The organism is Streptomyces sp. NBC_01224, from assembly GCF_036002945.1.
Taxonomy (GTDB): Bacteria; Actinomycetota; Actinomycetes; order Streptomycetales; family Streptomycetaceae; genus Streptomyces.
Genome location: NZ_CP108529.1, coordinates 5,529,928 through 5,553,879 on the forward strand (window position 1 = coordinate 5,529,928; position 23,952 = coordinate 5,553,879).

Sequence of the window (23,952 nt, forward strand, 5' to 3'; positions counted from 1 at the left end):
GGCGCCGGTCAACAGCCGGCTCGAAGACGGGTCCGAACTCAGCCGCCGCCCGGCCGGCCGGACAGCACGTCCTTGGCGGCCAGCCGGGAGCCCGACCAGCAGAGCCGGTACACATCCGCCTGGTCCAGCAGATTGGTGTTCGACCGGTAGAACTCGCAGTCCGTGCCCTCGGGTGCGGGCTGCGCTTTCATACGGTCGGACGGGTAGCGAAAGGTCTGCTGTGGCAACACGGCCGCATAGCTGCTTCGTGGAGCGCCGATGCGAAGCGCCGCGTAGTCCAGTGGCCGCAGCACGCACGTGGTCAGCTGATAGGCAAGCAGGGCGGCGGACAGGGCTGTAACGAGCCCGATTCCCGCGGGAGCGCTGAAGGCGAGGGCGAATCGCCATCTGGCAGTGCGCCGGACCGAGGCGAGCCGACGTACCGATTCCGATTCTGATACCGGATCCCAACCCGAATGCGCGTCCTCCGTGTCCTCCGCGTTCTCCGCGAACGAGGCACCGGAGGTCCCTGCGGTCCCCGGCCGGTCGGTGCGCACCCGGTCCGGCAGGGTGGCGATCACTTCGAACCCGCCCTCGTGCGGCGCCGCCCGCAGTGTGCCTCCGATCATCAGGACCCGTTCCCGCAGCCCGGTCAGCCCGTGACCGCCCGGCGTCGCGTCCGCCGACCGGCCCGCGGGGGAAGGCGAGTTGACCACCCGTACTTCGGTCCGGCCACCGTTCCGGGTGAGCCGTACGCGTATTCCGCTCCCGGGGGCGTGCTTGATGGAGTTGGTCAGCGACTCCTGCACCACCCGGTACACCGCCCGGTCGACGAGCGGCGGCAGGGCGGGCACCTTGCCTTCACAACGCAGGTCCACATCGACCCCGGACCCCCGCACACGGTCGACGAGTTGCTCCACGGACTCGACGGACGACACCATCGGCTCCGCAGTGGCACCGTCACGCAGAACGCCGATGGTGTCCCGCAGGTGACCGACCGCGTCCGCGACGCTCGCGCGCAGCTGGGCGAGGTCCTTCCGGTCCTGGCCCGTCAGCGTCGGCGAGAGCTCCAGAGCGCCCGCGCGCAACGCGATGAGGCTGAGCTCGTGCCCGAGCGAATCGTGCATGTCGGCCGCGATCCTCGCCCGCTCCCGCAAGCGCGCCTGCTCCGCGACGTACCCCTGCTGCTTCTCAAGGCTGCGCGCGCGTTGCCAGCCGCCGCGTACCAACGCCTGCCGGGCCTTCCAGTAGCGGCCCGTCAGCCAGGGCAGCACCAGGGCCAGCGGCAAAAGCGTCACCGCGTAGAACCAGTACACCGCGTCGACCCGCAGTACGGCGCAGAGCCCCAGATCGACTGCCAGGCAGCCGGCGAACACCGGCAGCGCCGGGCTCGTACCGGCCGACCTGGTGCCGAGCAGGAAGGTCAGCACCGCCAGGGCCAGCAGATACGCGTTCGCCGGTGTTCCGGGGGAGGCCAGACCCAGCGCGCACAGCGCATTGACGAGGAACACGGCGACGCCGGGCCGTCGGCGGCTGCCCGGAACCGCCGCCGCCAGCACCAGCAGCGGTATCACCAACCCCAGCGTCAGGGACGACTGCGCACGGTCCAGGTACCAGAGGAGACCGGCACCCGAAAGCACCGTCCACAACAACACGTCGCGCACGGCGCGCCCCGCCACCGCAGAGGTTGTGCGTTTCATCGACCACACGTCCGCCTCGCCCATACCCGTACGAGTCATCACGGGCCGAGGGTACCGAGAGCCTTCCCCCGAAGCTCCGGTCGAGGTCAGCGATATGTCGGGGGTCGTACTCGCTCCCGGCATCGTTCATCTGACGTACTTCGCCGACCACAGCGGGCGCCGGGCATGGCGGAGCTCCGTGTGGCGTCTGACGGAAGTGGGCTGGCGTATGTACTTCCACCAGGGCACTTTGACGAGCTGAGCGATTCGGGACCGTCACCGCCGCCGGCATCGCCAGGGTGCGTGACCGGTAGCTGATGGATCATCGCAAATGGGCGGGTCCATGCTATGTCGTGCATCCACCCCGGAGGCCTTCTTGTCGAGAACATGGCAACGATGTTTAGTTGTCCCGGCGGATGAATCCATCTGCTGTCGACCGAGAACCAGCGCACGGGTCGACCCCAGCTCAGCTGCATGGGAGTCACACATTGCGCACTTCGAGGCATTCCAGACCGGCCGCGCGGAGGATCTCCGCGCGACTGGCCGCTTTCACCGCGGCGGCTGTCGCAGTCATGGCTGCGGGACTACCCGCAGCCCAGGCTGCCACCGGCGCCGAGGCAGCCGCTCCGGGCACCGTCGCCACCGCGACGCATCCCGGGGGCGGTCTCGCCGCCTCCGGCGTCGGCTCGCATGGCGAGATCTCCGGCGCCGTCACCGACAGCTCCGGCAAGGCGCTTTCCGGCGCCTCCGTCGTAGCCGGTATCTACCGGTCGACCACCGACGCCCAGGGGCACTACAACCTGACGGTGCCGCCTGACACCTACAAAATGGCCGCGTACGCCTACGGGTACGCGCCCAAGAAGGCCAACGGCGTCGTCGTCGACGATGGCACCGTCACGATGGACTTCGCGCTGGACGCGGTGGCCCGGCAGACCGTGACCGGTAAGGTGACCGACGGCTCCGGCCACGGCTGGCCGCTCTACACGAAGATCACCATCGATGACGTGCCCGGCGCCCCGGTCTTCACCGACCCGTACACCGGCGCGTACAGCGTCGACCTGCCGCAGGGCGCCGACTACACCCTGCGCTTCACCTCCGTGTACCCCGGCTACGAGGCAGTCACCAAGCAGGTGACCGTGAATGACGCGGCGCAGACCGTGAACGTCGCGGTCCCGGTGGACGCCGAGGCGGCCACGGCGCCCGGTTACCAGGTCAAGCGGTCCGGCCCGACCCAGCCCTTCGACTCCACCGCCGGCGCCCCCGAGGGCTGGAGCGTGGTCAACGCCGACGGCACCACCGGCGGCTGGTCCTTCGACGACTTCGGTAACCGGGGTAACAAGTCCGGTGGTTCCGGCGCCTTCGCCATGGTCGACAGTGACAAGATCGGCAGCGGCAAGAAGCAGGACAGCTCGCTGATCACGCCGGCCTTCGACCTGACCGGCAACGACAGCCCGCAACTGGAGTTCGACACCGACTACAAGAGCTACACCAACCAGACCGGCAACATTGACGTCAGCACTGACGGCGGTGCGACCTGGACCAACATCTGGAACCGCACCACCACCCTGACCGGCCCTGCCCATGTCGAGCTTCCACTGACCGACTACGCCGGGAAGCCCGGCGTGCAGCTGCGGTTCCACTTCACGGGCAGCTACGGCTACTGGTGGGAACTCGACAACGTGTTCGTGGGCAAGCGGACCTACGAGCCCGTCACCGGTGGTCTGGTGGCCGGTACCGTGAAGGACGCCAACACCGACGACGGCGTCGTCGGCGCCACTGTCGTCAACACCGACGCCTCGCAGGACAAGGCCATCACCGCGGCCACCCCGGACGACCCGGCACTCGGCGGCGGCTTCTACTGGATGTTCACCTCCAAGACCGGCAGCCACACCTACACCGCCTCCAAGTCGAAATACGCCGACCTGGCCAAGACGGTGAACGTGGCACCGGACAGCACCACCCAGGCGGTCTTCAACCTGAAGGCCGGCAAGCTGGCGTTCACCCCCGGCTCGATCGACAAGACGGTCGACTGGGGCAAGCAGGCCACCCAGAACCTGACGGTGAAGAACACTGGCGGTGCGCCTGCCAGCCTCACCCTGGGCGAGCAGCCGGGCGGCTTCACCCAGCAGGTCAAGGGCGGCGCGCCGCTCAACCTGGTGAAGGGCAACTACTCCCCGCTGGCCCTCAGCAAGGGCAAGACCTCGGATGCGGCTCCGGCGGCCAACGCGGCCGGTGACGCCTGGCAGCCGGTGGCCAACCTGCCGACCACGGTGCAGGACAACGCGGTCGCCGTCTACGACGGCAAGGTCTACTCCGCCTTCGGCTACACAGGCAGCGAGGACACCAACGCGCTGTACTCCTACGACCCCGACAGCGGCTCCTGGACCAAGCTGGCCTCCGCGGCCGACACCCGCGAGGGCATCCCGGCCCATGGCTTCATCGGCGGCAAGCTGTACGTGGTCGGCGGCTGGGGTGCCAGCGGCGACCCCGACGCCAAGCTGGAGGTCTACGACCCGGCGTCGAACAGCTGGTCCACCAAGGCGTCCTCGCCCAAGCCGTACGCCGGTTCGGGCAGCGCGGTGCTCGGCGGCAAGCTGTACGTCGTCGGCGGCTGCACCGACAGCTGTGGCACCACGGACGCCACGGTCTACGACCCGTCGTCGGACAGCTGGTCCCAGATCGCCTCCTACCCGGAGCCGATCTCCTGGCAGTCCTGCGGCGGCATCGACGGCAAGCTCTACTGCGCCGGTGGCAACAGCGGCACCAGTTCGACCAAGCACGCCTACGTCTACGACCCGGGCGCCGACAACTGGTCGCCCGTCGCCGACATGCCCGCCGACCTGTGGGGTTCGGCGTACAGCGTGGGCAACGGCAAGCTGCTGGTCTCCAGCGGTGTCACCAACAACAGCGCCGACATCACCAACCAGGGCTACGCCTTCGACCCGGGCACCGGCAGCTGGACCGCCCTGCCCAACGCCAACACCAGCGTCTACCGTGTGGGTGCTTCCTCCGGCTTCTACAAGGTCGGCGGCAACCCCGGCGGCAGCTCGACGCCGCCGGTGTCCACCGTCGAGGTGCTGCCCGGCTACGACCAGGGCGGCGAGTCCTCGGACGTCAGCTGGCTGTCCATGAGCAAGGACAAGGTGACACTCCAGCCCGGGGAGAGCACCACGATCACCGTCGGCCTGGACGCCACCGTCCCCGAGGTCACCCAGCCCGGCGACTACACCGCGGCGCTGACCGTCCAGACCGACACCCCGTACGCCGGCGTCCCGATCGACGTGAAGATGCACGTCAACCCGCCGAAGAACTGGGGCAAGTACGCCGGCACCGTGCTGGGCGCCGACGGCAAGGGCGGCACCGCGCCACTGGCCGGGGCGACCGTCCAGATCGACAGCTGGGCGAACAGCTACACGCTGCGGACCGCCAAGGACGGCACCTTCGGCCTGTGGTTCGACACCCGCAACAACCCGGTCACCGTGATCGTGGCCAAGGACGGCTACCAGCCGGTGGTCACCACTGTGAAGCTCAAGAAGGGGGAGACGACGACCGGCAACTTCACGCTGAAGAAGGCCTCGTGACCCTGTTTCCGTGAAACAGCGCGGGCCGGCCCCTCGGGGCCGGCCCGCGCGCTCACCGGCCCATGGCCTGAAGGAGTTCCTGCCGCTGACCGAGGAGGTCGACGAGCGGGAGGCCGCCGGGTACGCACGGGCGGCGGAGGGATTCACGAAGCAGGTCCGGCCCCATGAGCCGGAGGTGCGGGGACGCTGCTTCCAGATCGTCCGGGTCGAACGGATGATGCGTATCGGGCCGGTCGGCCCGAAGGGCCCACGGTGCTCGGACATCGACGTCCAGGAACCCACGCGGATCCACCCCGCGATGGACGCGGTGGACGAGTGGGGCAACGTCAACTCCAACGAGCGGCGGTGGACCCGGGGCAACTCCTGATCGCTGCATGGCAGCCGCGTCGCGTACCTTCCACGTCCATGACCGACATCGACAAGCTCACCGACCTGTTCACCGCGCTCGGCGCCGACGACGCCGCGGGCTGGGCCGACTCCGAGGCCGAGGAGAACATTCCACAGCTCGCCCGCTACCGGTTCCTGCGCATGGTCTGGCAGGACATCGACGGATGGAGTGCCGCGGCCTCCGACTGGGTCGAGGCGTACCGGAAGGACGGGCTCGCCGGTGGCGCCGTCGAGCGGGCGCTGGCCATCGGCCTGACCCCCGGCGACCTGGGGGAGATAGCCCGAGAGGTGGCGAAGGAGACCGCGTTCGGCCTTCTCTACGGCCTGGCCGACCCTGCGGACGGCGATCTTCCGCCCGAGGTCGAGCAGAAGCTGCCCGGCTGGTGCCTGGCCGAGCTGTCACCGGAGGGCGAGCCCACCGGACGGATTCTGGACGCGCTGTACGAGGACCTCGACGAGGTCGAGCCGCAGGGGCCCGTCGAAGGCGCGCGATGACCGCGTTCGATGTGAGCGAGCGGCGGATCCGGGAAGCGCGGGCCGAGGGCTGCGCCCGCGCGCTGCGGTCGAACGGGCCGGGCTTCCCGGCCCCGCGTCCGACATGAAGCAGGGCCCGGACGGCGAACCGGCCGGGCCCCGCTCGTGCCTGCTGCCGCCTGCCGTCAGTTGCCGGAGACGGTGACCTTCTCGTCGTTGTTGAGCTGTTCCACCAGCTGCTTGACCTTGGCCTTGTCCCAGACCAGATTGCCGCCCGTGGAGCCGGAGATCGGCATGTTCATGGACGCGCCGTCACCGCCCGTGACGCCCTTCATCGCGAAGAACATCTGGCCCAGATCCCACAGCGACATGTCCTTGTCGACGACCAGGGTGTCGAGACCGGCGCCCATCGTCGGGTACAGCTTGAACGGGTTGAGGATCGTGGACGGCGTCGCCGTCTGGCTCGCCAGCGCCGCGAGGAACTTCTGCTGGTTCTTCGTACGGTCCAGGTCGGACGTGAACGCGTGCCGGGTGCGGACGAAGGCGAGGGCCTGCTGGCCGTCGAGGGTCTGCTTGCCCGCCTGGAAGTCGGCGCCGGAGTACTTGTCCTTGAACGCCTTGGGGATGTCGAGCTCCACGCCGCCGATCGCGTCCACGATCTTGGCGAAGCCGCCGAAGCCGATCTCGACGTAGTGGTCGATGTGGAGTCCGGTGTTGAACTCGACGGTACGGACGAGGAGTTCGGGGCCGTCCATGGCGTAGGCGGCGTTCAGCTTGGTGTACTGGCCGCGGGCCGGGTAGAGCTTGCCGGAGTCGGAGCCCTTGAACGAGGGGATCTCGACGTTCGAGTCACGCGGCAGCGAGACCAGCGTCGGGCCGTTCGAACCGTCGTGCAGGATCATCATCGAGTCGGTCCGCTTGCCCTCGGCCGAGCCGGTGTGGAGCCTCTTCTTGTCCTCGGCCGTCATGCCCGCGCGGCTGTCGGAGCCGACGATCAGGTAGTTGGTGCCGTCGCCCTCGTGCGGTCGCTCGATCACCTTGGAGAGGTCCACCTCGCGCTTGAGCTTGGAGTCGGCCCAGAAGTAGGTGCCGATGGAGACCGCGAGCACCACGACGACCAGGGACAGCGTGCCTATCTTTATTCGGCGGCCCCAGTTGGGCGCCGGGCGCCCTTGGACGTAACCGCCGTCACCCCGGCCGCCGCCGTTGCCACCGCCACCGTAGACCTGGCCCGTGTTGTAACCGTTGTCGTACCCTGCGTTGTCGTCGTAGCCGCCGGCGTACTGCGGCGGCTCCGGCTGCCGCTGCCGGGGCGGTGCGGGGCGCTGCTGCGGCGGTGCGGGGCGCCGCTGGACATGCGGCATCACGCGGGCGCCCTCGGGCCGGTCACTGTTGCTTCCCTGCCCGTAGCGGTTGCCGCTGCGGTTGTCGTCGGTCCAGCCCTCGGGCCAATCGTTCATGCGGTCCAGTGTGCAGGCCGGGCGCCCTGCGATTACAGGGGGTGCGGGAAATCGCATCAGGGCTGTTGCGAAGCTGATGCATTGCTGCCGGGCGGAAGCCCCCGCATAAGGTGGACGGTATGACAGATCAGGCCCCGCGCCCGGAGGGCGACATTCCGGGCAAGTCGACCGCCGCTTCCCGGACCACCCTCAGCCACATCATGACCGGCAACGACACCAATCTGCTGGGCACGGTGCACGGTGGAGTGATCATGAAACTGGTCGACGACGCGGCGGGCGCCGTGGCCGGCCGGCACTCCGGCGGACCCGCGGTGACGGCCTCGATGGACGAGATGGTCTTCCTGGAGCCGGTCCGCGTGGGTGACCTTGTTCACGTCCGGGCCCAGGTGAACTGGACGGGCCGCTCCTCGATGGAGGTCGGTGTCCGGGTCATGGCCGAGCGGTGGAACGAATCCACCCCCGCCCAGCAGGTCGGCAGCGCGTATCTGGTGTTCGCCGCGGTCGACGCGGACGGCAAGCCGCGCCCCGTACCGCACGTGATCCCGGAGACGGAGCGCGACAAGCGGCGCTACCAGGAGGCGCAGATCCGGCGCACCCACCGCCTCGCCAGGCGCCGCGCGATCAGGGAACTGCGCGAGAAGCGCGCGGCGGACGGCATCGAGGACTGAGCCCCGACGTACCCGCGGTCACGGGCAGGCCTCCTGGTCGCCCGTGACCGTGCCGAACTCGCCCCGGTTCGTCTCCTCGGCCCGCACCCGCTTCACCTTCTCGAAGTCCGGGCCCGCCGTCACCTTCATCGTGGGGCCCTGCCCCCGCACCGCCCGTAGCTCGGCCCCGGGCAATGCCACGGCCAGGGACTTCGCGGACAGGTCCCAGCGCGGGTCGTAGGTGATCAGGGTGCGCTTGAGATCCTGCGGCTCCCCGTTCAGCGGAGCCCGCGTGGTGTTGAAACCGGTGGCGTGCAGTGCGTCGTCGACTGTCTTGCCGAGCCCGTCCTTCGAGGTCCCGTTGTAGACCTGGACGCGGATCTGCCGCGGGGCGACACCGACCTTCGTCGCGTCCTTCGGCTGCTCGGGCCGCACCGGGGCGAGCGGCCGGTCGTCGCGCAGTGCCTGGAAGAGCTTCTTCGACTTCCGCTCGTCCCATTTGACCGTGGTGCCGACGCCCTTGACCGGGTAGGCGACGTTCCCCATCGGTACGGAGGCGAACTCGGACGAGGCGGGGGAGAAGCCGCGCATCGCCTGACCGAGCTCCAGCATCTGCTCCGTATCGAACCCCTTGTCGGCCCGGACCGACCTCAGCATCGTCGAGGCGACGTCCCGGAACTTCACCGGATTGAGCAGCACACCGCTGCGGGTCGCCTGCTTGATCAGCGAGGCGAGGAACTTCTGCTGGCGCTGCATCCGGCCCAGGTCGGCGGCCCCGTCGATATGCCGGGAGCGCACGTACTGGAGCGCCTGCCCGCCGTCCAGATGATGGGTGCCCGCGGGGAGAACGAGACCGGTGTACGAGTCCTTCAGTGGCCGGGCCGTGCAGATCTGCACCCCGCCCAGGGCGTCCACCGTCTTCATGAAGCTGGTGAAGTCGACCTCCAGGTAGTGGTCGATCTTGATGCCGGTCATGTGCTCGACGGTCCGCACGGTCAGACCGGGGCCGCCCTCGGCGTAGGCGGCGTTCAGCTTCACCGGGTGGGCGGCGCGGATCCGGCCGGTGGTCCGGTCCTTGTGCTCGGGGATCTCGGCATAGCTGTCCCGCGGCAGCGAGACGACGCTCGCGCGCTCCTTGTCCGCCGACAGATGCACCAGCATGACCGTGTCGGTGCAGTTGCAGGGCACACCGCCCAGCCGGTACTTCTCCTTCTCCTCCCGGGTGATCTTGTCGCGGCCGTCGGTGCCCACGAGCAGCAGATTCGTGCCATAGCCGGCCCGGGGCCGGTTCTTCATGTCCTTGAACGGGTCGATCCGGTCGATCCCGGTCTCCAGGCTGGTCACCACCGCATGGCCGATGCCACCGGCCCCGAGCACCAGCACGGAGATGCCGGTCACCACCCGCATGCCCCAGCGCGGCCGTCCGTTCCGCTTTCTGGACCTGCGCTGCGGCGGAACCGGGCGGGAGCGCGGCGAACGGGGGGAGGGGTGCGGCGTGGGCACGGGGGGAACCTCCGCGGTGCAGGGGGGATCGTTCGCACAGTAGGCCCATACGATCTGCAGTCCGCGAAGCAACCCGGTGGCGCGCGCCGGTGTCCCCCATTCGCGGTAACGTGGCGGCCGAATAACGCCGCCTGGTGGGGTGCGAACCCCCGGCGCCCCGAGGACCACCCGAGGACCACCATGTCTGCCGTGCAGCACCCCGCCGTCTCCGTGATCATGCCGGTGCTCGATGAGGAACGCCATCTCAGGAACTCCGTCCGGCACATCCTGGAGCAGGAGTACGCAGGTGAGATGGAGGTAGTGATCGCGCTGGGCCCCTCCACGGACCGTACGGACGAGATCGCCGCGGAGCTGGTGCGCGAGGACCCCCGGGTCCACACCGTCCCGAACCCGACCGGTCGCACCCCCGCCGCCCTCAACGCCGCGATCAAGGCCTCCCGCCACCCCATAGTCGTGCGGGTCGACGGTCACGGCATGCTCTCGCCGAACTACATCGCGACCGCGGTCCGCCTCCTGGAGGAGACCGGTGCGCAGAACGTCGGCGGCATCATGCACGCCGAGGGCGAGAACGCCTGGGAGGACGCCGTGGCCGCGGCCATGACGTCGAAGATCGGCGTCGGCAACGCGGCCTTCCACACCGGCGGCCAGGCAGGCCCTGCGGAGACCGTATATCTCGGTGTGTTCCGCCGTGAGGCCTTGGAGAAGGCGGACGGCTACAACGTGGAGTTCATCCGCGCCCAGGACTGGGAGCTGAACTTCCGCATCCGCGAGGCGGGCGGCCTGATCTGGTTCTCGCCCGAGCTGAAGGTGCAGTACCGGCCGCGGCCCTCCATCAAGGCGCTCGCCAAGCAGTACAAGGACTACGGTCGCTGGCGGCACGTCGTCGCCCGTTACCACTCCGGCTCGATCAATCTGCGCTACCTGGCGCCGCCCACCGCCGTCTGCGCGATCGCGGCGGGCATCGTGGTCGGCGCGGCTGTCACCCCGTGGGCGTTCGTCGTTCCCGCCGGATACGTCGCGGCGATCGTCGCCGGGTCCCTCCCGGCGGGCAAGGGCCTGTCGCTGAAGGCGCGGGCGCAGATCCCGGTGGCCCTCGCGACGATGCACATGTCGTGGGGGTACGGCTTCCTGACCAGCCCGCGCTCGCTGGCGAAGAAGGTCATCGCCAGCCGGCGCCCGGCCGTCACGGTGTAGGGACAGCCGCCGACGCGGTGTGGGGGCCTTCCGATGTGTCGGAAGGCCCCCACCGTGCGTTGTGCCCGGTCCGGCGCTACCAGCCGAAGCCCGGCTGGATGTCCATGCAGGCCCCCTCGTCGTCGCCGTTCAGGGCGCGGGCGCTCTCCGGAGTCTTCTCCGCGGCGCTCGGCGCGGTGTAGTCCCCGTCCTCGCGCCAGTCGGCCCCCACGGTCAGCGTGATGCCCGAGACGTCGGTCGACTTCTTCACCGCCGTCAGCGGGATGCCGAGCGCCTTGGCGACGGCCTGGGCATTGCCCTCCATGTCCACGCTGGGGAAGAGCACCCCGGTGCGCGCCGCCGCCGCGGTGTTCTGCGTGTCGATCGTGGTCTGGATGAAGCCCTTCCCGGTCAGCAGCCCCTTGACCGCTGTCGCGCGGCCCTTGACCGGGTACTCGGTGTCGGTGCGGGTTCCGTTGCGGACGCTGACCGGGATCTCGGCGACGGGCGACGTGGGCTTCTTGGCGGCCGGGGCCTTGCGCTTGGACGCCTTGCCGTCGAGCGGGATGTCGTCGCGGACCATCTGGAACAGCTGATCGGCTTCGACGGGCTTGGGGAGCACCCGGCCCTTGTTCACGCCCGTTCCGTAGACGTTCGGCATCGTCGTCATCGTGATGCGCTTGGTGGGCGGCTTCTTGAGCTCCTCCGCGAGGTCGTACAGCTTCTTGACGTCGCCGAGGCCCTTGTCGCCCTTGTCGACCGTCAGCGCGTCGGTCGCCGCCTCGGCGAGGTTCGTCAGCTTGCCCGGGTCGGTGAGCTTGGTGCCCTTGCGCAGCTCACGGACCATCGAGTTCATGTACATGTGCTGGGCGTGGGTACGGCCGAGGTCGGTGCCGTCCTCGAAGCCGTAGCGGGTGCGCAGCCACTGGAGGGCCTGCTTGCCCTTGATCTTCGTGGTGCCCTTCTCCAGCTTCAGCCCGGAGCCCTTGCCGGCGCGCGTGTGGGAGTAGACGTTGCCCTTGACGCAGACCGGGACACCGCCGATCGCGTCGGCCATCGAGACCACACCGGCGAAGTCGATCATCATGAAGTGGTCGATGGTGATGCCGGTGAGCTCGTACCAGGTGGCCACGGTGCATCCGGGACCGCCGCGGCCGAGCGTCTCGTTGGTCATCGCCAGGCCCGTGGTCGCGGGGTAGACGTGCTTCGTCTTCGAGTCGGTGCACTTCGGGATCTTCAGCAGTGTGTCGCGCGGCATGCTGATCACCGACATGTTGCTGCGGTCGGCGGAGAGATGGAGCAGCATCTGCACATCGGCCAGCGGCGGCGCCCCGAAGGTGTCCTTGGCCCCGCCGAGCTTCTGGTTCTCCTTGGAGTCCCGCGCGTCCGAGCCGATGAGCAGGATGTTCAGCGGGGTCTGGCCGGCGGCGTTGGCCTTGTGCTCGGCCATCTTCTTGTCGCCGATGTTCAGGTCCTCTTTTTTGAGGTTCCCGTTGAGGTGCTCGTAATAGAGGTATCCGGCGCCCGCGCCGCCGAGTATGAACAGCGCGAGAACCGCGGCGACCCAGCGCAGCGCCCGGCGCTTGCCCTTCTTGCCGCGCCGCTTGGGGCCGCCGCGCCGATGGCCGCTGTCCGCCGGGGCGGACCGTCCGCCGGACGCGCCGGAGTCCGGCCCCTTCTCCGGGGCGTCCTCGTATAGCCCGTCGTCCCAGCCGAGTTGGCCGGCGTGCCGGACGCGTGGTCGCGTCCCCTCCCCAGGCGTACTGCTCCGTCCCACCAGGACCCCCCTGCTGCTCAGACTCGTGGTTTGGCGCAGTGACCCGGTGTCACTTGGCGCACTCTGCCTTGTCGGCGTTTGCTAGCGGAATATCTGCCGGCGCCTTTGCCGGTCCCGTGATGGGAACGCCCGCGCCCTCGAAGTCGGCGCCCAGCGTCAGCACCATCGCCTGGAGCCCCTCGGCGTCCGTGGTGCCCTTCTTCATGGCGGAGCCGGGCAGGCCCATCATGGCGGCCAGCGCACGGGCCTGGTCCGCCTGGTTCGGCGCGTACTCCAGGGTCGTCTTGTCGATCTTCGCCGGGGCGTTGGCCTTGTTCGTGGACTTGAGCACGCCCTGCTCGGTCTGCAGCCAGGTGACCGTCTTCTGCGCGCCACCGGCGATCTTGCCGCCGTTGAACACATCGACACGTACATCGGCCGCGGCGGCCTTGGAGCCCTTGAGGAGCGCGTCCTGCTTGCTCTTCGCCGCCTTCTTCTGCGACTTCACCTCGGTCAGTGAGGTGTCCTCGCGCATCATCGCGAAGAGCTGGTCCGCCTTCTCCGGATGCAGCACCACCGTGATGGGCTTCGGCTCGGCCGGGTTGTCTATCACCGGGACCGTCACGAAGGTGATGTTCTTCGTGTCGACCTTGCTGAGCTCCGTGGCCAGCGACACCAGCTTCTTCCCTGTGCCGATGGCCTTGTCGACCGTGAGGGCCTTGGTCGCCGCGTCCGCCAGCTTGTACAGCTTCGTCGGGCTGGTCAGGGTGTCGTCCGACTGCATTCGCCGGATCATCGAGCCGATGAACTGCTGCTGCACCTTGATCCGGTCCAGGTCGCTCTTATTGCCGAAGCTGTGCCGGGTCCGTACGAACGCCAGCGCGTCCTCGCCCTGGATCTTGCTCTCACCCTCCGGCAGGTCCAGGTGCGAGTCCTTGTCCTTGACCGGATGTGCCAGGCAGACCTTGACGCCGCCAACCGCGGTGGACAGCTCCTTCACCGCGTTGAAGTCGACCATCATGAAGTGGTCGGGCTTCAGGCCGGTGATCTCCTTGACCGTGTTCATGGTGCAGCCCGGGTCGCGGCCGTCCTGGCCGAGGCTGACGTTGAAGCGGACGTTCTGCGTACCCGGAATGACCTTCTCCGAGCCGTCCGGCTGCTTGACGGTGCAGTCCGGGATGTTGGTGATCAGGTCGCGCGGGATGCTGAGCGCCGTCGCGTTGGTGCGGTCCTTGGAGACGTGGAAGAGGATGTTGGTGTCGGCGTGGCCCACGCTGCCCTTGTCGCCGTACCCCTCGTTGCCCTTACCGGTGCGCTTGTCGGTCCCGATGATCAATATGTTGACCGGGGCGTCGTTGTCGAAGACGTTCTTGTTGCCGGCGCTGCCGATGTCGACGGTGCTCAGGTTGCCGTTGAAGTGCTGGTAGAGCGCGTATCCGCCCACCGACAGGCCGACCAGTACGAAGGCCATCGTGCCGCCCGTCCACAGCAACGCCTTCTTGCGGCGCGCCTTGGGGGCCTTGCGGCTGCGGCGGCCCGTGCTCTCGCCAGGGCCCGAACCCTCCTGGCCGCGCGGGCCATTGGCCGAACGGCGGCTGCGCTGCCCCGGCACCTCGCGGCGCGGAGCGGACCCGTGCCCGTCACGGGCCGGACCCTGCCGCTCGCCACTGCCGTCACGAGCCGTGCCTCTGCGCTCGCCGCCACCGTCGCGGACAGGTCGTCTGCGATTGGGGATACGCGGACCGGACGTCTGGGAAGTGCCGGCCGAATCCGCTCCGGAATGATTCAGTCGCAGTTCGTAATCACCGGTGTGCGGGTTGAGAACCCACTGGTCTGCGGGGTCGATTTCATCCGCCCGCCCACGGCTTTGCGCATCCACGGTTTCTTGAGTCCTCCGTCGGTGCCACGCGAGGCGCCTCCCCCGATCAGGCGCTCGATCTTTCGCTCCAGAAGTGCGCGGCCTGGCGGCCGGAAGCACCGGATCGCGTCACACTATCGGCCCGGTTCGGCGTCGAGCGACGAGCGTGACAAATTCCACGGTCCTTACAACTGGTCATTCTGCCCATTACACGCCGATCACCGGCTTCTGCTTGGGAATTGCTTTACTGCTTGCACAGGTCGGCCGCCGCGTTGTTGCCCGAATAGGTCGGTGTGGGAGTCGGGCCCGCAGCGTCCTGCGTATCGGTCGCGGCATTGTTTTTCCCGTTGTTCTTCCCGTCGTCGCCCTTGAGCCGGTCCGCCGGGACCACGGCAACCGGAGTGTCGTCGCGCAGCCGCTTGAAAAGACGTTTCGCGTCGGGCTGGACGAGTTCGTCCCGGTTCGGGTCGGCGGCGTACGGCTGCCGGGGCACGGTCAGGAACTGCACCTTGTCGGTCGGTACCTCGCGCAGGCCGCGCACCAGCTCGTACAGGTCCTTGAGGCTGTCCAGACCCGGGTCCGTGGTCAGCGCCTTGGTGGCCGCGTCCAGCACCGGGTAGAGACGGGTCGGATTGAGCAGGACGCCGTTGCTCTGCACCTTGTTCACCAGCGCGCCCAGGAACTGCTGCTGGCGGTCCATCCGTTCGGTGTCGCTGCCGTTGCCGATGGACTTGCGGGCCCGTGCGTACCCCAGCGCCTGCTCACCGTTGAGCTTCTGGCGCCCGGCGGGAAGCTTCAGATGGGCGTCGGTGTCATTGACCGGCTTCTTGAGGCAGACCTCGACACCGTGCACGGCGTCGACCATGTCCTTGAAGCCGTTGAAGTCGACGACCATCTGGTGGTCGATCCGGACGCCGGTCAGCTTCTCGACCGTACGGGTCGTGCAGGCGGTGCCACCGAATTCGAAGGCCCAGTTGAATTGGGCGAATTGTTTCCTTGTAGCCGTGCCGTCCGCTTTGTGGCAGACCGGGATCTCCACCATCAGATCGCGCGGCAGGGACATCGCTGTGACGCTCTTCCGGTCCGCGGCGAGGTGCAGCAGGATCGTGGTGTCCGAGCGCTGGCTGCCGCCGTCGTCACGACCGTACTTGCGGTTGTCACCGGCCCGGCTGTCGGAGCCGATGAGCAGAATGTTCTCCGCGTCGTGCACCACGGAGACGGGCCGCTCCCGCTCGTACACCTTCAGTTCGGCGGCCGCCGAGGTGTCGGTCCTGATGTTTCCGTCGAGCTTCCTGTACAGCCACCAGCCGGCGCCCGCGGAGGCCAGGACCACGAACGAGACGCCGAGCGCGGTCCAGCGCAGCCAGCGGCGCCTGTGCCCGGCGAGGGGCTCCGGGGTGGCGCCGGAGCCGTCCCCGGCCTGCGACTTGCCCTCGCCCGCAGCCGAGTCGTCGGAGTCGTCCGGCGGGCCGGCGCTTTCGCTCACGTCTGCGTCCATCCTTCACGTTCGGCGGCGCGTTGGGCCGCCGGTCGCAGAAGTAGACGGCTGAACCTCACGCTTGGTTGTGTCCCGAGTGGTCTGTACCGCCGATCATGTACCGGAGTTGAAGCGCAGCCCCGAGGGCTCGACCCGGTATGGGCCGGATGAGTGGTCCTCAGGGCGCTTGTCATACAGCGGTGTTGGTGACCCGTTCGCTCTCGACGCGCTTCGCCAGTCCGTCCTCGCCCAGCTGCCCCAGATGCCGGCACAGGACCACGGACCCCCCGGCCGCCAGCGGCGCGAACAGCCCCGCGCTCAGGCCTTCCCAGGTGTCGTACGTATGTCCAGTAAGCAGTCGCGACCCGGCGGTCAGGCCGAGACCGGCCGCATCCTCGCGGGCCCGCGCCAACAGTTGCGCCGCCGTCAGCTCGACACCGCCCACCGCCAGCGCGGGGGCGTCCGGGTCCACGGGTGCGAACGGGGCGAACCGGTCGCCCTGGCTCGGCACCTCGACCGCGTAGTCCGCGAAACCCTCGGGTGCCTGTGGGAACCTGCCGCCCAGCGGGCGCAGCGCCAGGGCGACCCGCTCGCCGCGGCAGGCGCGCGCGGCCTCCAGTGTGTCCGGGCCGCTGACGACGAGGTCGGTGCCGGCCGGGTCGCCCTGCACATCGGCGATCACGCCGACCGAGGAACAGGCGAGCAGCCAGACCGCGGACTGCCAGTGCGCGGGCAGCAGAAGGGCGAGCCGGTCGCCGGGTTCCGCGGCGAGGTCGCCCTGCAGAAGGTTGGCGGTCTTGGCCACCCAATTGGCGAAGGTGGCCACCGACAGTTCGACGCGTTCTCCGGTGGCGTCGTCGTAGAAAGTGACCAAGGGGCGGGCCGGGTCCGTGGCAAGCGCGGAACGCAGCAGGTCGGCGGGGGTGCGGTCGGTGGCGTTCATCCGCGCAAGGGTACGCGGCGGTGCCGGGCCGGGTGGGGTCGACGGGCGCCGGGTACACCGGTTCGGCAGACGGCCCGTCAATTATGCAGAAATACCCCGGTAGCCGGAGTTGTCATAATGTGCCCAGGATCGTTCGTATGCGTGCCTTCATTGCATCCTCGATCGGTGTCACCTGTGCGGCCTTTCTCGCACTGCCGTTGGCCGTGCCCGCGGGCGCCGTCCCCGACACCCACACCGCCCCCGCCGAGTCCGTCGAGCCCCCCGATGTGCCGGGCTCGACGCAGTCCCTGCCGCTGTCGCCGCTGCCGGCACCGTCCGGCCGGGCCACCGGCGAACCCACCCGGACCGCCGAGGCTGCCGAACAGGGGCTGCCCGAGCACGAGGTCCGCCCCTTCTCCCTGGTCGGCGTCGTCTGGGACGACGTGGACACCGAGCTCCACGGCACCGTCCAGGTCCGCACCCGTGCCATCGGCACCACCCGCTGGTCGGGCTGGCAGGACCTGGAGACGCACAACGCCGAGCACGCCGCGGACCCCGGGAGCGCCGAGCGTGAGTCCGGGACCGTACGGGGCTCCACCGCCCCGCTCTGGGTGGGCGACTCGGACGGCGTCGCGGTCCGCGTACGCCCGGAATCCACCGACCCGCAGGACCGGAATGCCCCCGCCGTACCACTGCCCACCGGTCTGCGCCTCGAACTCGTCGACCCCGGCAAGGATCCGCAGCCACTCCCCGCGGCGGGCGCCGAGGCCGGGGACACCGGCGACGGCCGAACCGCACCGCTCGACGGAAGCGTGCTCCCCGCCCTGAGCAAGGCGGAGACCGAGGCGCGCAGCGAGGCGGAGGCCGGACTCGCGCCCGGCGCCCAGCCGTACATCGGACCCCGGCCGCGCATCATCACCCGTAAGGGCTGGGGAGCCGACGAGAAGCTCAGGGAACGCGCCTTCGTGTACACCAAGAGCGTCAAGGCCGCGTTCATCCACCACAGCGCCACGGGCAACAACTACAAGTGCACCCAGGCGCCCGCCGTCCTGCGAGGCATCTACCGCTACCACGTCAAGAGCGGCGGCTGGCGCGACATCGGCTACAACTTCGCCGTCGACAAGTGCGGAAACATCTACGAAGGACGTGCCGGAGGCGTGACGAAGGCCGTCCTGGGCGCGCACACGCGCGGCTTCAACAGCAACACCACGGGCATCGCGGTGCTCGGAACCTTCACCAGTTCGAACCCGCCCGCCGCCGCGGTGAACGCCATCGCAAAGCTCACCGCGTGGAAGCTCGGCCTGTTCGGAGCCAACCCGAAGGGCAGGACCACACTCGTCTCGGGCGGCGGGAACAAGTTCAAGAAGGGAAAGAAGGTCGAACTCAACGTCATCTCCGGCCATCGGGACGGCTTCGCAACCGAATGCCCCGGAGCGCGTCTCTACAAGAAGCTCGGCTCGGCCCGGACCAGCTCCGCCCATCTGCAGGGCCGCTGAACGGAACAGCGCGGAAGGCTGCCGCGGACCGCTGCGAGCTGCTGACCGGGGACGATCGGACCGGTCTGCATAAACTGGCCAGCCGAAACCAGGCCAGGCCCCACCAGGAAGCAGAGTCAGCGCTGTGACAGAGGCAAGAGAAGCGATCCTCCTGGTCGGCGGCAAGGGAACCAGGCTGCGCCCGCTCACGGTGCACACTCCCAAGCCCATGGTTCCGGCGGCGGGCGTCCCGTTCCTCACGCACCAGCTGGCGCGCGCCCGGGCCGCCGGGGTCGAGCACATCGTGCTCGCGACGTCATATCTGGCGGAGGTCTTCGAACCGTACTTCGGGGACGGTTCGTCGCTCGGTCTCCACATCGAGTACGTCACCGAACGCGAACCGCTCGGCACCGGCGGAGCGATACGCAACGTCGCGTCCCGGCTCACCGCGGGCCCCGACGAACCGGTGCTCATCTTCAACGGCGACATCCTCACCGGCCTCGACATCCGGGCGCTGGTCGCCTCGCACACCACATCCGGAGCGGATGTCTCCCTCCACCTCACCCGGGTCGAGGACCCGCGCGCCTTCGGTCTCGTACCGACGGACGGCAGCGGCAGGGTCACCGCGTTCCTGGAGAAGCCCGAGACGCCCGAGGAGATAGTCACCGACCAGATCAACGCTGGGGCGTACATCTTCCGCCGGTCGGTCATCGACACCATCCCGGCCGGCCGGCCGGTCTCCGTCGAGCGCGAGACCTTCCCCGGACTGCTCGCCTCCGGCGCACACCTTCAAGGAATGGTCGACTCCACGTACTGGCTGGACCTCGGCACCCCGCAGGCCTTCGTACGCGGCTCCGCCGACCTGGTCCTGGGCCGCGCGCCCTCCCCGGCCGTCCCCGGCCGGTGCGGCGACCAACTCGTCCTGCCGACGGCCTCGGTCGCCGCCGATGCCAAACTCAGCGGCGGTACGGTCATCGGAGAGGGCGCCCTGATCGGCGAAGGAGCCCGGATCGATGGCTCCGCGGTCCTGGCCGGCGCGGTCGTCGAACCGGGAGCCGTGATCACGGAATCGCTGGTCGGAGCCGGTGCCAGGATCGGCAGTCGTACGGTGCTGACCGGCGCGGTCATCGGGGACGGGGCCCGGGTCGGCGCCGACAACGAACTGCGCGACGGTATCCGCATCTGGTGCGGGGCGGTCCTGCCGGACGCCGCGGTGCGCTTCTCGTCCGACGAATAACCGGGCACCCGTCCGACGAATAACCGGGCACCCACCACTGCGCTTACGACCTCGCCCGCGATTGTCAGCGGCGTCGCGGTGTCCGGGACCTCCGCCTCCGGCGTTGTCGTCAGTCGCCGACGCCCCGCGTTGACTCCCTCCTCCGCCCTGGATTCGAAGGCCCCGGACACCGCTCCTTCTCCCACTGCCAATCGTGGGCGAGGTCGTTACCCTCGACAGGCATACCCGACGACCGAGGACCTCATCGTGGCAGGACGATTCGCACCCCGCAGTGCTCCTCGCGCGGCGGTCCCCCACCAGGCGGCGGCTCCGGCGACGGACGCGCTGACCCGCGACTGGACCCCGCCCGGCCCGCTCGACCTGCGCCTGGTCCTCGGCCCGCTGCGCCGCGGCCCCGCCGACCCCACCTTCCGGATGACCCGGGACGGCGCGGTCTGGCGGGCCGGCCGCACACCCGCGGGCCCCGGAACCCTCCGCGTCACGTCCCGGGACGGCCGGATCGAGGCGGCGGCCTGGGGGCCGGGCGCGCCCTGGCTGCTGGACCAGCTCCCGACGCTGCTCGGCGCGACGGACGACCCGGACGCCTTCCGCCCGCGCCACCGGCTGCTCGCCCTGACCCGGCACAGCCGCCCCGGCCTGCGCCTGCTGCGCACCGGCCTGGTCATGGAGTCCCTGATCCCGTCGATCCTCGAACAGAAGGTCACCACGGACGAGGCCTACCGCGCGTGGCGCTACCTGGTCCGCAAGCACGGCACCCCGGCGCCCGGCCCCACGGACCACGCCGCGTTCACCGCCCTCGGCCTGCACGTCATGCCGGACGCCCGCACCTGGTCCCTGATCCCGTCCTGGGAATGGCACCGTGCAGGCGTCGACGCCAAACGCTCGGCCACGATCCTGCGCGCCGTACGCGTGGCCCGCCGCCTGGAGGAGGCGGCCGCCATGGAGCTCCCGGAGGCCACGGCCCGCCTGGAACTGATCCCCGGCATCGGCCCCTGGACCTCGGCCGAGACCCTCCAACGGTCAAACGGCGCGGCGGACGCGGTCACGGTCGGCGATCTCCACCTCCCCGGCATCGTCGGCCACGCCCTGGCAGGCAACAGAAACGCCGACGACGAAGAGATGCTGGCCCTCCTCACCCCCTACGAGGGCCAACGCCACCGAGCCACCCGCCTCATCCTCCTATCGGGCCACACCCCACCCCGCCGGGCCCCTCGAATGACTCGAGGCGACATCGCGCGCCTGTAACGGCAGAGGCCCCATCGGCCCGTCCGGCATCTCCACCGGATCACCTCACCGCGACAAACCCCTCCGCATCCCGCCCCGCCCGAGCCACAGGCTGGGCCGCCGCCCGCCCCACCGCGACCGCCCCCAACGGATCCCACGACTCCGGCAGATCCAGCACCTCACGCACCACATCGCGGCAGAACATCGTCGACGACACCCACGCCGAGCCGAGCCGCTCGCCCGCCAGCGCCACCAGGAAGTTCTGGATACCCGCACCCGCGGCGACCACGAACATCTCGCGCTCCGCGGTGTCCCGCCGCTCGTCCCCGTATGTGTGGGAGCCGTCCATCACCAGACACGGCACCACCAGATACGGCGCCCGGCGCAGCACATCGCCCCGCCGAACCCGCTTCGCGATCGACTCCTCGTTCCGGCCATCCCGGCGAAGATCCGCGATCCAGGCGTTCCGCATCGCGTCGAGAAGCCGGGTCCGCGACTCCTCGGACTCCAGCAGGACGAACCGCCACGGCGTCGTGTGGTGCGGCGCCGGTGCCGTCACCGCCGCGGCCACGGCCCGCCGCACCGCGCCAGGGTCCACCGGATCGTCGGTGAACTCGCGCACCGTACGCCGCAGAGTCACCGCCTCCCGTACCGCTTCCGACGTACCGAGCCGGAACATGTCGTCGGCCGCGACCCGCACCATCGCCCGGGCACCGCCCGCGGAGTCCGTCGGGTCCACGACATGACCGAGCCCCCGCACCACGGCGACGGGCAGCCCCGAAGCCTTGCCCTTGACCAGATCACCGGCCGAGGCCAGCTCATCGGCGGTGGCGACCACGGTCGCGCTCAGCGGATTGCCGTACGCATCCGTACCGCCGCGCAGATCGTCCAGCACCAGGACCCCGGCCGCCCCGATCGCGACATCCGTCAGCCCGTTGCGCCACGGGCGCCCGAAGGTGTCCGTGACGACGACCCCGACCTCGACGCCGAGGGTGTCCCGCAGCCCGTCCCGGATGACGCGCGCCGAAGCGTCCGGATCCTCGGGCAGCAACAGCACCGTTCCGGCGGGGGTGTTCGAGGCATCGACCCCGGCCGCGGCCATGACGAGACCCTGTCGGTTCTCCACGATCCGCAGCGTGCCGCGCCGCGCCACCACCCGTACCGTCTCGGCGTCGATCGCCGCCTCCCGGTCAGTGGCCTCGACGATCCGGCCCTCCGCCTTGGAGACGATCTTCGAGGTGACCAGCAGGACGTCGCCGTCGGCCAGCCCCGGCTCGGTGGCGGCGATCAGCTTCGCCAGATCGTCCCCGGCCCGCACCTCAGGCATCCCGGGCAGCGCCCAGACCCGGTAGGACGGCGCCGGGGAAGAACCGGAGGACTCGGCGCTCACGTCCGTACCTCCTCGGCCAGCACCAATGCCTGCCGGGCCATCTCCGCCGTCGCGTCGACATCGGTCATCATCAGCGGCACGGAACGGCAGCGGATGCCCGCGGCCTCCACCTCGTCGACCGCCCCGGCGTCCACCGTGTCGACGAGCCACCCGTCGAGCAGCCCGGAACCGTAGTGCGTGGCCACGGCCGAAGCCGTCGACTCGACGCCCACCGCGGCGAGTACCTTGTCCGCCATACCGCGCACGGGCGCGTCCCCGACGATGGGGGAGAGGCCGACGACCGGCACCCCGGCCTCGGCGATCGCCTCCCGGATGCCGGGCACGGCAAGAATCGTCCCCACCGACACGACGGGGTTGGACGGCGGGAAGAGGATGACGTCGGCCTCGGCGATGGCCTCCAGCACGCCCGGCGCCGGCTTGGCCTGCTCGGCGCCGACCGGCACGATCGCCTGCGCCTCGACCGAGGCGCGCAGCTTCACCCAGTACTCCTGGAAGTGGATCGCCCTGCGCTCGCCGTCCATATCGACCGCTACATGCGTCTCGACCCGGTCGTCGGACATCGGCAGCAGCCGGACCCCCGGCTTCCAGCGCGCACAGAGCGCCTCGGTGACGGCGCTCAGCGGATAGCCCGCGCCCAGCATCTGGGTACGGACGATATGCGTCGCGAAGTCGCGGTCGCCGAGCCCGAACCATTCGGGCCCCACGCCGTAGGCCGCGAGCTCCTCCTTGACCTGGAAGCTCTCGTCCGTACGCCCCCAGCCCTGCACCTCGTTGATGCCACCGCCGAGGGTGTACATCACGGTGTCGAGGTCGGGGCAGACCTTCAGCCCGAACAGATGGATGTCGTCACCGGTGTTGCCGATCACCGTGATGTCCGCGTCGGGCGCGGCCTGCTTGAGGCCACGCAGAAAACGAGCACCACCGATACCGCCGGCCAGAACCACAATGCGCATGTACAGCAGTTTGTCAGGCGGGTACGACATCCATGGCCGCCGGGGCGCATTGCGCCGCGTGCATCGGCATCTCGGTCAGACCCGGGTAGTAGATGTGCAGACTGACGGCCGGTTCGAGAGAGTCGTTGACCACTTCGTGCACATAGCCGGGCGCGAACACGCGCTGCGCGCCCGAGTCCAGTGCTCGCGTCCCGCGCTCGGTCCGCTCGGTCAACTGACCGTCCAGGACGGTCAGTACGCCGGAGGACGGACCGTGGTCGTGGCGCCCGCTGCCCTGGCCGGGCACCCAGCTCAGCAGCCAGACCTCGTAACCGAGTGGGGTCTCCCCTGCTCGAGCGGGGCCGAGAGCTTGGGGAACTGCGCGCAGCCGGCGGTACCAGCGGGTGGTGGTGTCGTACCGGACGAGCGGTGCCCACTGCGCGCGGTCGGCGGCGATGCTGCGGGCGAGTCCGACGAACTCGGCCACGGTGGAGGGGTGCTCGCGGGCCGGCTGGAGAAGGTACTGGACCTCAAGGATGTCGCCGGCGATCTGAAGGTCGCTGTCACTGTTCATGGAAGCGGTGGTTCCTCGGCATGGGGGGTGCATGTGCGGGGTGTCTCGGAGACCGGAGAGCCGCGGAGGCGCAGAGAGGAAGCTCTGCGGAGAAGCTCTGCAAAGGAGGAGCTGGATCAGAGCCGGTGCCCTACGGCATCAACAGCTGTGACAGCTGGAACAGCAACAGCGCGCCTGGACAGCGGTGCGGAACCCACGGACGTGGGTGGCGTACATCGCTGCGG

18 protein-coding genes and 1 pseudogene are annotated in these 23,952 nt (G+C 69.5%); 9 read left to right on the forward strand and 10 right to left on the reverse strand.

The features are described from left to right. Positions 1–38 precede the first annotated feature (38 nt). The gene (locus OG609_RS24870) at positions 39–1,718 is read right to left on the reverse strand and encodes a sensor histidine kinase (RefSeq protein ID WP_327278179.1); all 1,680 of its coding nucleotides are present in this window, start codon (positions 1,716–1,718) and stop codon (positions 39–41) included. Positions 1,719–1,743: 25 nt separating this feature from the next. On the opposite strand from OG609_RS24870, the pseudogene OG609_RS24875 reads away from it, so the two are divergent. From OG609_RS24875 to OG609_RS24890, 4 genes and pseudogenes are all read left to right on the forward strand, one after another. Beyond that, positions 1,744–1,920: pseudogene (locus OG609_RS24875) on the forward strand (DUF4440 domain-containing protein); the annotation flags it as partial. A gap of 310 nt (positions 1,921–2,230) precedes the next feature. Beyond that, on the forward strand, positions 2,231–5,239 hold the full coding sequence (locus tag OG609_RS24880; RefSeq protein ID WP_327274845.1) for a carboxypeptidase regulatory-like domain-containing protein: 3,009 nt from the start codon (positions 2,231–2,233) through the stop codon (positions 5,237–5,239). A gap of 10 nt (positions 5,240–5,249) precedes the next feature. Then, positions 5,250–5,606, forward strand: a complete 357-nt coding sequence (locus tag OG609_RS24885; RefSeq protein ID WP_327274846.1) for a DUF5954 family protein — start codon at positions 5,250–5,252, stop codon at positions 5,604–5,606. A gap of 38 nt (positions 5,607–5,644) precedes the next feature. After that, entirely contained in the window at positions 5,645–6,121 is a 477-nt protein-coding gene (locus tag OG609_RS24890; protein ID WP_327274847.1) for a hypothetical protein, read from the forward strand. Between the two features lie 164 nt (positions 6,122–6,285). Here the strand turns inward: OG609_RS24890 and OG609_RS24895 are convergent, their stop codons facing one another. After that, positions 6,286–7,560 carry an LCP family protein gene (locus OG609_RS24895; RefSeq protein WP_327274848.1) on the reverse strand — a complete coding sequence of 425 codons (1,275 nt, stop codon included), beginning with the start codon at positions 7,558–7,560 and terminating at the stop codon, positions 6,286–6,288. Between the two features lie 119 nt (positions 7,561–7,679). Between OG609_RS24895 and OG609_RS24900 the strand changes: the two genes are divergently transcribed. Beyond that, a complete protein-coding gene (locus OG609_RS24900) occupies positions 7,680–8,228 on the forward strand; it encodes an acyl-CoA thioesterase (RefSeq protein WP_327274849.1) in 549 nt (182 codons plus the stop codon). 18 nt (positions 8,229–8,246) lie between these two features. Here the strand turns inward: OG609_RS24900 and OG609_RS24905 are convergent, their stop codons facing one another. Next, positions 8,247–9,710, reverse strand: a complete 1,464-nt coding sequence (locus OG609_RS24905) for an LCP family protein (RefSeq protein ID WP_442818000.1) — start codon at positions 9,708–9,710, stop codon at positions 8,247–8,249. A gap of 180 nt (positions 9,711–9,890) precedes the next feature. On the opposite strand from OG609_RS24905, the gene OG609_RS24910 reads away from it, so the two are divergent. Beyond that, on the forward strand, positions 9,891–10,904 hold the full coding sequence (locus OG609_RS24910; protein ID WP_327274851.1) for a glycosyltransferase family 2 protein: 1,014 nt from the start codon (positions 9,891–9,893) through the stop codon (positions 10,902–10,904). Between the two features lie 76 nt (positions 10,905–10,980). Here the strand turns inward: OG609_RS24910 and OG609_RS24915 are convergent, their stop codons facing one another. The 4 genes from OG609_RS24915 to OG609_RS24930 form a co-directional block, all read right to left on the reverse strand. Then, entirely contained in the window at positions 10,981–12,660 is a 1,680-nt protein-coding gene (locus OG609_RS24915; protein ID WP_327274852.1) for an LCP family protein, read from the reverse strand. 49 nt (positions 12,661–12,709) lie between these two features. Beyond that, on the reverse strand, positions 12,710–14,518 hold the full coding sequence (locus OG609_RS24920; RefSeq protein ID WP_327274853.1) for an LCP family glycopolymer transferase: 1,809 nt from the start codon (positions 14,516–14,518) through the stop codon (positions 12,710–12,712). Positions 14,519–14,741: 223 nt separating this feature from the next. Then, positions 14,742–15,983 (reverse strand): LCP family protein, encoded by a 1,242-nt coding sequence (locus tag OG609_RS24925; RefSeq protein ID WP_327274854.1) that lies wholly within the window; start codon positions 15,981–15,983, stop codon positions 14,742–14,744. Positions 15,984–16,164: 181 nt separating this feature from the next. Continuing rightward, positions 16,165–16,917: a TIGR03089 family protein gene (locus OG609_RS24930; RefSeq protein ID WP_327274855.1), complete on the reverse strand. Its 753-nt coding sequence runs from the start codon at positions 16,915–16,917 to the stop codon at positions 16,165–16,167. A gap of 137 nt (positions 16,918–17,054) precedes the next feature. Between OG609_RS24930 and OG609_RS24935 the strand changes: the two genes are divergently transcribed. The 3 genes from OG609_RS24935 (at position 17,055) to OG609_RS24945 (ending at position 20,853) form a co-directional block, all read left to right on the forward strand. Then, positions 17,055–18,392: a peptidoglycan recognition protein family protein gene (locus OG609_RS24935; RefSeq protein WP_327274856.1), complete on the forward strand. Its 1,338-nt coding sequence runs from the start codon at positions 17,055–17,057 to the stop codon at positions 18,390–18,392. A gap of 124 nt (positions 18,393–18,516) precedes the next feature. Beyond that, the gene (locus OG609_RS24940) at positions 18,517–19,608 is read left to right on the forward strand and encodes an NDP-sugar synthase (RefSeq protein WP_327274857.1); all 1,092 of its coding nucleotides are present in this window, start codon (positions 18,517–18,519) and stop codon (positions 19,606–19,608) included. Between the two features lie 246 nt (positions 19,609–19,854). Continuing rightward, entirely contained in the window at positions 19,855–20,853 is a 999-nt protein-coding gene (locus OG609_RS24945) for a DNA-3-methyladenine glycosylase family protein (protein WP_327274858.1), read from the forward strand. 40 nt (positions 20,854–20,893) lie between these two features. Here the strand turns inward: OG609_RS24945 and OG609_RS24950 are convergent, their stop codons facing one another. Genes OG609_RS24950 through OG609_RS24960 form a run of 3 tightly spaced genes read right to left on the reverse strand, consistent with a single transcriptional unit; the run spans position 20,894 to position 23,728 of the window. Beyond that, positions 20,894–22,222 (reverse strand): coenzyme F420-0:L-glutamate ligase, encoded by a 1,329-nt coding sequence (locus OG609_RS24950; protein WP_327274859.1) that lies wholly within the window; start codon positions 22,220–22,222, stop codon positions 20,894–20,896. After that, positions 22,219–23,175: a 2-phospho-L-lactate transferase gene (gene cofD, locus OG609_RS24955; RefSeq protein ID WP_327274860.1), complete on the reverse strand. Its 957-nt coding sequence runs from the start codon at positions 23,173–23,175 to the stop codon at positions 22,219–22,221. The genes OG609_RS24950 and cofD overlap by 4 nt, the downstream gene beginning before the upstream one ends. 13 nt (positions 23,176–23,188) lie before the next feature. Next, positions 23,189–23,728: a cysteine dioxygenase gene (locus OG609_RS24960; RefSeq protein WP_327274861.1), complete on the reverse strand. Its 540-nt coding sequence runs from the start codon at positions 23,726–23,728 to the stop codon at positions 23,189–23,191. Positions 23,729–23,952: the final 224 nt, after the last annotated feature.

Coding starts and splice junctions, on each gene's coding strand:
- OG609_RS24910 (WP_327274851.1), top strand. CDS start 9,891: ATGTCTGCCGTGCAGCACCCCGCCGTCTCCGTGATCATGCCGGTGCTC.
- cofD (WP_327274860.1), bottom strand. CDS start 23,175: ATGCGCATTGTGGTTCTGGCCGGCGGTATCGGTGGTGCTCGTTTTCTG.
- OG609_RS24890 (WP_327274847.1), top strand. CDS start 5,645: ATGACCGACATCGACAAGCTCACCGACCTGTTCACCGCGCTCGGCGCC.
- OG609_RS24930 (WP_327274855.1), bottom strand. CDS start 16,917: ATGAACGCCACCGACCGCACCCCCGCCGACCTGCTGCGTTCCGCGCTT.
- OG609_RS24900 (WP_327274849.1), top strand. CDS start 7,680: ATGACAGATCAGGCCCCGCGCCCGGAGGGCGACATTCCGGGCAAGTCG.
- OG609_RS24870 (WP_327278179.1), bottom strand. CDS start 1,718: ATGACTCGTACGGGTATGGGCGAGGCGGACGTGTGGTCGATGAAACGC.
- OG609_RS24880 (WP_327274845.1), top strand. CDS start 2,231: ATGGCTGCGGGACTACCCGCAGCCCAGGCTGCCACCGGCGCCGAGGCA.
- OG609_RS24935 (WP_327274856.1), top strand. CDS start 17,055: ATGCGTGCCTTCATTGCATCCTCGATCGGTGTCACCTGTGCGGCCTTT.
- OG609_RS24895 (WP_327274848.1), bottom strand. CDS start 7,560: ATGAACGATTGGCCCGAGGGCTGGACCGACGACAACCGCAGCGGCAAC.
- OG609_RS24960 (WP_327274861.1), bottom strand. CDS start 23,728: ATGAACAGTGACAGCGACCTTCAGATCGCCGGCGACATCCTTGAGGTC.